An 8,853-nucleotide genomic window follows, 5' to 3' on the forward strand; every position below is an offset into this window, starting at 1 on the left:
ATGCTCACCGGCGCCTCCGGCGTGGCGGCGTTGATCGCGGCGCGCGTCTCCAGCAGGCCGGTGGCGTCCACGTCGACCCAGATGGTCACCTCCGGGATCTCCCGGCGGCTGCGGGAGAGCTTGTCGGCGATCACCTTGCGGATGCCGGTGAGCGGGATGACCGTGTCACCGTCGCCGGCCGGGGCGAGTCCGACGTGGGCGGCCGGGGCGTCCGGCACCGCGGCCAGCCGGGCCGCCGGAGCAGCAGCGGCCACGGCGGCGTCCAGGTCGGCCCGGCGGATCACGCCGCCCGGCCCGGTGCCGCGCAGCGACGCCAGGTCGATGCCGTGCTCCTTGGCCAGCCGCCGCACGATCGGCGAGATGACAAGCGGCGCCGCCGCCGGTCCGCCGGTCCGCGCCGGGTCGACCGACGCCGGCGCGGCCTCGGGAGCGAGCGCCAGACGCGGCCGACGCCGCCGCCGGCCCGAGCCGCCGTGGCCGGTGCCGTAGCCGATCAGGACGTTTCCGGACCCGGCCCGCTCCTCCTCGCGGTAGGTGGCGTGCGGGTCGGGGGCGTCGTCGAGCGGGGCGATGGTGATCAGCGGCTGGCCCACCGGGCGTACCTCACCGGCCGCGCCGTGCAGGGCCACGACCCGTCCGGCGTACGGGCACGGCACGTCGACGACGGCCTTGGCGGTCTCCACCTCGACCACGCTCTGGTCCACGGTGACCACGTCGCCCACGGCCACCCGCCACTCGACGATCTCCGCCTCGCTCAGCCCTTCCCCGAGGTCGGGCAGGAGGAAGTCGCGGGTCCCCACAGCCGTGCTCATGCCGTTCCGGCCGGGCATGCCCTCACGGCCCTCGCTCCGCTCGGTGCGTTCGGTCATGCCGCCACCCACCTCGTGTCGGGCTGGTCGTCCCACTGCAGGCGGGCCACGGTGTCCAGCACCCGGTCGACCGAGGGCAGGTGGGTGTGCTCCAGCATCGGCGCCGGGTACGGGATGTCCAGCCCGGACACCCGCAGCACCGGCGCGTGCAGCGCATGGAAGCAGCGCTCCTGCACCCGCGCGGCGATCTCCGCGCCGACACCGGCGAAGCCCTGCGCCTCCTGGATCACCACGCACCGGCCGGTACGGCGTACCGAGGCGGTGACCGTGGCGTCGTCGAACGGCACGATGCTGCGCACGTCGACCACCTCCAGGTCCCAGCCCTCCTCGCGGGCGGCCTCGGCGGCGGCCAGCGCCACAGGCACCGCCGGCCCGTACGCGATAAGCGTCGCGTCGGTGCCGGGGCGGCGCACCACGGCGCTGCCGATCGGCGCGGTACGGGCCGGCAGCTCCGCCTCGGCGCTGGTGAAGTAGAGCTTCTTGGGCTCCAGGAACACCACCGGGTCGGGGTCGTCGATGGCGGCGCGCAGCAGCGAGTACGCGTCGTCCACGGTCGCGGGCGTGACCACCTTCAGGCCGGGCGTGTGCGCGTAGTACGCCTCGGACGAGTCGCAGTGGTGCTCCACGCCGCCGATGCCACCGGCGTACGGCACGCGGATGACGATCGGCACGCTCAACGCGCCGCGGGTGCGGTTGCGCAGCTTCGCCACGTGCGAGGCGATCTGCTCGAACGCCGGGTAGGCGAACGCGTCGAACTGCATCTCCACGACCGGCCGCAGCCCGGACATGGCCAGGCCGACCGCGAACCCGACGATGCCGGCCTCGGCGAGCGGGGTGTCGAAGCAGCGCTTGTCGCCGAACCGGGCCTGCAGCCCGTCGGTGATCCGGAAGACGCCGCCGAGCTGGCCGACGTCCTCACCGAAGACGACCACCCGCTCGTCGTCGAGCATCGCGTCGGCGAGCGCCGCGTTGAGCGCCTTCGCCATGGTCATGGTGGCCATCAGGCGTCCCCCTCCGCGTCGGCGGCCAGCTCGGCCCGGACCATCTCGCGCTGCTCGACGAGTTGCGGCGTCGGTTCGGCGTACACGTGGTCGAACAGGCTCAGCGGGTCCACCGTGGGCTGGTCGTCCATCCGGCGGCGCAGCGCCGCGGCGTACTCCTCGGCCTCCTCGGCGATCGCCGCGACGGCGGCGTCGTCGAGGACGCCCTTGGCCCGCAGGTACGCCTCGAGCCGGGCGATCGGGTCGCGGTCGCGCCACGCCTCGACCTCGTCGGCGTCGCGGTAGCGGGTCTGGTCGTCGGCGTTGGTGTGCGGTTCCATCCGGTAGGTGTGCGCCTCGACCAGGTAGGGGCCCTTGCCGGCGCGGGCGTGCGCGACGGCGCGCTCCAGCACCGCGAGGACGGCGACCGGGTCGTTGCCGTCGACCTGCTCGCTGGGTACGCCGTAGCCGACGCCCTTGTACGCGAGGCTCGGCGCGGCGGTCTGCCGGGACAGCGGCACGCTGATCGCGTACTTGTTGTTCTGCACCAGGTAGACGACGGGCGCCTTGAACACGGCGGCGAAGTTGATGCCCTCGTGGAAGTCGCCCTCGCTGGTCGCGCCGTCGCCGATGAACGCCAGCGCCACGGTGTCACGGCCCTGGTACGACTCGCCGTAGGCCAGCCCGGCGGCGTGCACGCACTGGGTGGCGAGCGGGGTGCACTGCGGCGCGGTGTGCGTGGCGGCGGGGTCGTACCCGCAGTGCCAGTCGCCGCGCAGCAGCGTGAGCACCTCGACCGGGTCGAGGCCGCGCGCGGTCAGCGCCATCGACTCGCGGTACGTGGGGAACACCCAGTCGTCCTCGCGCAGCGCGAGCACGCCGCCGATCTGGCACGCCTCCTGGCCGCGCGCGGACGGGTAGACGGCGAGGCGGCCCTGCTTGGTGAGCGCCGTGGCCTGCACGTCGAAGCGGCGGCCGACGACCATCCGCCGGTACATCTCGCGCAGCGTCTCGACCGGCGGCTCCGGGTAGTCGTCGCGGGCCGGCAGCGGGGTCCCGTCGGGTTCGAGCAGCCGGACCGGTTCCCGCTGCGGCATGAAGCCGGCCGACGGGTCGGGTGCGGCCGGGGTGGTCTTCCGGCGGGTGCGCGGGGATGCCCTGCGGACCGCCTGGGGTGTGGTCGTCACGGCGGGGACCTCCTGGACGTGTGGTGGCCCTATGCTCCCGGTCGTGGATGATTGACTCAACATGCGGGATGAACGCGGGACGAATGGCACGGGAAGGCGGCTGCGGTGAGCCAGGAGACCGGCACCACACCGGGCGCGGCGGGCGGAACGGGACGTTCGGCCGGGCCGTTGGACGAGGTGGATCGGCGGATCCTGCGCGAGCTGGTCCGTGACGCCCGCACGTCCATCCGTACGCTGGCCGAACGGGTGCACGTCTCGCGCACCAACGCGTACGCCCGGGTGGAGCGGCTGCTGCGCGACGGGGTGCTGACCGGGTTCACCGCGCGGGTCGCGCCGGAGCCGGCCGGGCTGGGCACGTCGGCGTACATCGCGCTGACCATCGAGCAGAACACCTGGCGGGAGGTCTCCGCCGAGCTGGCCCGGGTGCGCTACATCGAGCACGCGGCGCTGCTCAGTGGCGAGCACGACGTCCTCGCGCTGGTCCGGGCGCCGGACAACGCGACGTTGCGGGACGTGGTGCTGGACCGGGTGCAGAGCATCGCCGGGGTGCTGTCGACGCGCACCTGGCTGGTGTTCGAGGAGTTCGACGGCACGCAGAGCCCCTGGGACTGACCGCCTCAGCGTTCCGGCGGCGACTCCAGCCCTTCGGCGTCGGCCCGCTCCAGCAGGGGTTCCAGCGAGTACCGCCGCCCGTCCAGCCCGGCGTGCGGGTCGCCGCGGTCGGCGAACCGCGCGGGCATGCTGACCACGTCGAAGTCCTCCGGGCGGGCGTCGTCCAGCTCGGACCACTCCAGCGGCGCCGAGACCAGCGCCGCGGGGGTCGGCCGGATCGAATACGCCGACGTCATCGTGTGGTCGCGGGCCATCTGGTTGTAGTCGACGAAGACCGGCCGGTCCCGCTGGTCGCGCCACCACGTGGTGGTGACCAGGTCGGGCAGGCGGCGCTGCATCTCCAGGCCCAGCGCGAGCACCGCCCGCCGGCACTCGCCGAAGCTCCAGCGCGGCTCGATCGAGACGTACACGTGGATGCCGCGCCCGCCGGTGGTCTTCGGGAAGCCCTCCAGGCCCAGCTCGGCCAGGTACGCGCGTACCTCGTGCGCCACCGGCACCACCTGCGCGAAGTCGACACCCGGCATCGGGTCGAGGTCGATGCGCAACTGGTCGGGGCGTTCCACGTCGCCCTTCGACACCGGCCACGGGTGGAACCGCAGCGTGCCCAGGTTGGCCGCCCAGATCACCACGGCCAGCTCGCTCGGCGCCACCTCGTCGGCGGTACGGCCGCTGGGGAACGTGATGTGCGCGGTGCGCACCCAGTCGGGCGCGCCGGCCGGAAGCCGCTTCTGGTAGAACGCGTCGCCCTTGTTGGTCTGCCGGGTGGCCACCTTGGCGCCCTCGAACACGCCGCGCGGCCAGCGTTCCAGCATGGTCGGCCGGTCCCGCAGCGCGCGCAGGATGCCGTCGCCGACGGACAGGAAGTAGTTGACCACGTCCAGCTTGGTCAGCCCGCGCTCCGGGAAGTAGGGCTTGTCGGGGCTGGAGACGCGGACCAGCCGCTCCCCCACCTGGATCTCCTGCGCCGCCGTGGTCGCCACCGTCACACCGTAGCGATCCTGGCCGGGCGTGGGGACCGGCTCACCGGGACTCCCCGGTGACCGACAGCCGGATCCAGGCGTCCACCCAGGCCCGTACCGCCGGTTCGCCGGGGTCGGCGCCGAGCGCGCCGGCCAGGCCGGACACTGTCGCGCCGCAGCGGTCCAGGCCGACCGCGGCGAGCCCGGCCGCCGTCGCGCGCAGCCGCTCCGGGAAGGCTGCCGGCAGGTGCCGCAGGCCGGTGTGCGCGGCCTGCGCGAGCAGCGCCACCGCCGCACCCAGCGCCGCGGCGACCGGGTCGGGCCGGGCGTCGACCGCGCCGGCCAGCCGCCCGTCACCCACGCCAGGCGCCAGATCGGGTACGACCACAGTGTCGGCGACCACCGCCAGCGGCTCGACGACGAGTCCGTCGGCGCCCCGGCGGACTGCCCCGCTGACATAGCGCGGGGGCCCGTGTGTGCCGTCCAGTGCCGCCGCGAGCGCGTCGAGTGCACCCGGGGCGGCGGCGTGGTGAGTGGCGGTGACGGTCGCCGTGCCGCCGTCGGCCCCGGTCACCGTGGCGTGCAGGCGCTGTTCGCCGGCCGCGTACCCGATGGCGCGGACCTCGCCGAGCGCGAGCACCCGCACCGACTCGGCGGCGGTCCGGGGGCGCAGCAGCCGGGGTGGCCGTCCGGCCAGCTCGGCGGCGAGCGCGTCCGGGTCGCGGGCGAGCAGGCCCGGCGGCAGGCCGGACCAGTCTCCCGCGCCGGGCGTGACAGTGGTGCGGGCCAGCCGGCCGGCGGCGAACCGGAGCTGGTGCGCGGCGCTGCGCACCGCCGACTCGGAGACCACGTTGCCGCCGGCGAGCGCGCCGAGCGTGGCGCCGGTGATCCGCCGCCCGGCCAGCTCGCGCCCGGTGGGCGGGTCGTCGCCGGTGACCGGGTAGGCGCGGCGCAGCACCAGCACCGAGACGGCGGCCGGGTGGGCGAGCACCACGTCCACGCCCACCTCGCCGCCGCTGGACCGGACCCGGGCGCCGAGGCCGGTCAGCCGTACCCGCCGCAGCGGCGTCTCCGCCGGCTCGTGGGTGCCGAGTACCCGCTCCGGCGGGGTGGCCCCGGCGTTGACCACCGCGCGCCGCCGCGCGGGCAGCTCGGCGAGCAGGTCGGCGAGGGTCTCCGGCCGGTACCGGGCGCCGCGCGCGGCGTACGCCTCCAGTTGCCCGGCCAGGTCCTCCACGGCGAGCAGCGGCCAGCGCAGACCGGCCGCGTCGAGGTCCCGCCGGGCCGCCGCGAGCCGGGCGTCCACGCCGGAGCCCAGGTGCGCGACGCCGGTCAGCAGCACGTCGGCGGCCAGCGCCACCGCCGCGTCCAGCGCCGGGTGATCCGTCACGGTGGCCGGTCCGCCGACGCGTACCTGCGCCTCGGGACGGTCCGGGTGTTCCCGGTCGGCCGCCCGGCACGCCCACACGGCGAGCGCGATCGACTCTCCGCCGTCGTCGGCGGCGACGCCGCGCGCGTACCCGATCTGGCGGGGCACGAGGAACCGGACCGTGCCGGTGGGCAGCTCCACGCGCGGGACCGGGTCGGCGGCGTCCGGCCGGTGGACCACGGCGGTGTAGCCGCGGCGCAGCCGTCGCTTCGCGGCGGCGAGCGCCGGGGCGTTGATCGCGGCGGCCAGTTCCTCGTCGGTGACGTCGCCCGGCGACCACCGCCACGGTTCGCAGCCGGCCCCGGCGTCGTCCAGGCCCGGCGTGACGTCGTGGCCCGGCTCGGCGTCGTGGCTCGACGCGGCGTCGTGGCCCGGCACGGCCTGCCGGTCCGGCGCCGCGGGCTGGTCCGGCGCGACCTCGCGGCCGGGGGCGTCGGCGTGCGTGCGCTGGTAGGTCAGCACGACGGTGAGCAGGTGCCGGCACACGCCGGGCGCCGGGCAGGAGCAGATCCCGGCCGCGAGGCCGCCACCCACGGGCAGCGTCACCGTCACCCCGTCCGGGTACGCGGCGCGCACCGCGCCGTCGGCGTCCTCGGTGAGCACCGGCCGCTCACCGGCGTTGACCTCCCTGGTGGCGCGCTTCACCAGGCCCCTGTTGCTCAGCGCGGCCAGCACGTCCGGGGTGAGCGCGATCAGGTCGTCACGGGTCATCCGGTCCCCCTACCGGCCCACGTGCTCGGCCACGAACGCGGCCAGCTCGCCCGGCGTCATTGCGCCCACCGCGGCGCCCACGTCGGCCAGCCGCTGGGCGGTGGCCCGGTCGTACGCTGGGTCGGCCTCCTCGTCCAGCGCGGCGAGCGCCAGCACGTGCGTGCCCTGCTCCACGAGCTGCTGCACCGACCGGACCAGACGTCCGGCGTTCCCTCCCTCGTAGAAGTCGGACACCAGCGCGACGATGGCCCGGCGCGGGTTCTCCACGAGCTGCGCGCCGTACCCGACCGCGCGGGCGATGTCGGTGCCGCCGCCGAGCTGCACCTTCATCAGCAGCTCGACCGGGTCGTCGACGTCGGAGGTCAGGTCGACCACGTCGGTGTCGAAGGCGACCAGGTGGGTGCGTACGCCCGGCAGCCCCCACAGGCAGGCGGCGGTCACCGCGGCGTGGATCACCGAGCCGAGCATCGAACCGGACTGGTCCACCAGCAGGATCACCTGCCAGCGGTCCAGGTGGCGGCGGGTACGGGAGAAGAAGTGCGGGTGCCGTACGTGCAGCCGGCGCTCGTCCGGCCGCCAGTGCGCCAGGTTCGCCCGGATGGTGCGCCGGACGTCGAAGTTGCGGGCCTGCCGGAACCGGCTGGGTCGTCGCGCCCGGGGCCCGGAGAACGACTGCCGTACCTCGGCGGCCAGCCGCTCGACCAGTTGCCGCACCACCGCCTCGACCAGCTTGCGGGCCAGGCGCAGCACCTCCGGGTCCATCAGGTGCTTGGTGCGCAGCACCGCGCGCAGCAGCGCCGGGTTCGGCTCGACCCGGGCCAGCACCGCCGGGTCGGTGACGACCTCGTGGATGCCGTACCGCTCGACCGCGTCGCGTTCCAGCCGCTGCACCGTCTCCTTCGGGAACAGCCGGGTGATCCCGTCCAGCCAGTCCACAGTGGTCAGCGCGGAGGGACCGGACCCGCCGCGCCGCACGCCGCGGCGGCCGAGGTCGGCGTCGCGGCCGTAGAGCCAGTCCAGCGCCGCGTCCCGGCCGGCCGCCTCCGCCGACAGACCGCCCAGGCTGTCCTGCGCGGCGTCGCCGAGCACCAGCCGCCAGCGTTCCCGCATCGGGTCCGTCACGCCCGCTCCCCCTCCCACAGCCCTTCCCGGGCCAGCACCGCGTCGACCCGCTCCTCCACCGCGCGGGCGGCGGCCACCAGCAGCGGGTCGGCGTCCAGCCGCAGCAGGTCACCGGGCGGCGCGTCGTCGCCGTGCAGCGCCTGCACGTGCCGGGCCACCTCCGCCCGCTCCCGGGGCGGGAACCAGCCGAACGCCTGCCGCAGCGCGGGCAACGCCACCAGGAAGTCGTGCGCGCCCATCCCGGCCAGCAGCTCGTCGACGACCGTGAGCAGCGCGGCGTCGCCGGCCACCACCTCCTCGCGGGCCAGCGCGAACAACCCGGACAGCCAGTCACCGAGCGTGTCCGGCGCGGCCACGGCCCGGACCGCGCGGGCGGCGTCCGGCACGTCGCCCAGCGACCAGGCCAGGCCCAGCGCCGCGCCGCGCAGGTCCGGCGGGGCCGCCGCGTCGGCGGCGACCCGCCCGGCCACCGCGAGCGCGCCGTCCCGGTCGAGCCCGAGCGCCGGACCGGCGTGGCGGATCGCGTCCCGGACCGCGACGAGCGCGGCCAGCCGTCCCGGGTCGGCCGGCGCGGCCGTGGCCCGCACGCCCTCGACGAGCCAGAGCGCCCGGCGTACGGCGGCGGTGATCAGCGCGCCCAGCGGTGCGGTTCCGGCGCTGCCGAGGAGCCGGTCGTGCCGCCACAGCGCCAGCGCGACGGCGAGCGCCCGGCCCAGCGCCCGCAGGTCGGTGACCGTGCCGGTGGCGCGGGTGATCGCGGTGAGCGTGCGGGTGGAGTGCTCGGTCAGCCCGGCCAGCGCGGTGTCGAACAGCGTCGTGGCGAGCGCGTCGACGTCGGCGCCGAGCAGCGTCATCCGCTCCTCGATCCGGGCGGTGACCGCGTCGGTGACGGTCGGCCCGTACCCACCGGCCTCGATCACCCGGGCGAGCCGGTCCGCCGACGGCGCGGGCGTCCAGCGTTCGGTGAGCAGCGCGTCCGCGCCC

General features: G+C 75.9%; 8 protein-coding genes. 1 reads left to right on the forward strand and 7 read right to left on the reverse strand.

All coding sequences use genetic code 11. The features are described from left to right. From KBX39_RS14720 to pdhA, 3 genes are all read right to left on the reverse strand, one after another. On the reverse strand, window positions 1–812 hold an 812-nt coding region (locus KBX39_RS14720), incomplete at its 3' end, for a biotin/lipoyl-containing protein (protein ID WP_210871073.1). 53 nt (window positions 813–865) lie between these two features. Continuing rightward, a complete protein-coding gene (locus KBX39_RS14725) occupies window positions 866–1,870 on the reverse strand; it encodes an alpha-ketoacid dehydrogenase subunit beta (protein WP_069088570.1) in 1,005 nt (334 codons plus the stop codon). Continuing rightward, window positions 1,870–3,069 (reverse strand): pyruvate dehydrogenase (acetyl-transferring) E1 component subunit alpha, encoded by a 1,200-nt coding sequence (gene pdhA, locus KBX39_RS14730; protein ID WP_210871075.1) that lies wholly within the window; start codon window positions 3,067–3,069, stop codon window positions 1,870–1,872. The genes KBX39_RS14725 and pdhA overlap by 1 nt, the downstream gene beginning before the upstream one ends. A 72-nt stretch (window positions 3,070–3,141) precedes the next feature. Here pdhA and KBX39_RS14735 point away from each other — a divergent pair, with 72 nt between their 5' ends. After that, window positions 3,142–3,648, forward strand: coding sequence for an Lrp/AsnC family transcriptional regulator (locus tag KBX39_RS14735; protein WP_030499924.1), 507 nt, complete (start codon window positions 3,142–3,144; stop codon window positions 3,646–3,648). Between the two features lie 5 nt (window positions 3,649–3,653). On the opposite strand, the gene KBX39_RS14740 is transcribed toward KBX39_RS14735, so the two are convergent. The 4 genes from KBX39_RS14740 to KBX39_RS14755 form a co-directional block, all read right to left on the reverse strand. After that, window positions 3,654–4,634: a DNA polymerase domain-containing protein gene (locus KBX39_RS14740; protein WP_113972822.1), complete on the reverse strand. Its 981-nt coding sequence runs from the start codon at window positions 4,632–4,634 to the stop codon at window positions 3,654–3,656. Window positions 4,635–4,668: 34 nt separating this feature from the next. Continuing rightward, on the reverse strand, window positions 4,669–6,747 hold the full coding sequence (locus KBX39_RS14745) for a hypothetical protein (RefSeq protein WP_210871069.1): 2,079 nt from the start codon (window positions 6,745–6,747) through the stop codon (window positions 4,669–4,671). Window positions 6,748–6,756: 9 nt separating this feature from the next. Next, window positions 6,757–7,869, reverse strand: coding sequence for a VWA domain-containing protein (locus KBX39_RS14750; RefSeq protein WP_210871071.1), 1,113 nt, complete (start codon window positions 7,867–7,869; stop codon window positions 6,757–6,759). Next, the coding region (locus tag KBX39_RS14755; protein ID WP_247660210.1) for a DUF5682 family protein at window positions 7,866–8,853 on the reverse strand (988 nt) is incomplete at its 5' end. The genes KBX39_RS14755 and KBX39_RS14750, both read right to left, overlap by 4 nt.

This window comes from Micromonospora sp. D75 (genome assembly GCF_018070405.1).
Classification (GTDB): domain Bacteria; phylum Actinomycetota; class Actinomycetes; order Mycobacteriales; family Micromonosporaceae; genus Micromonospora; species Micromonospora chalcea.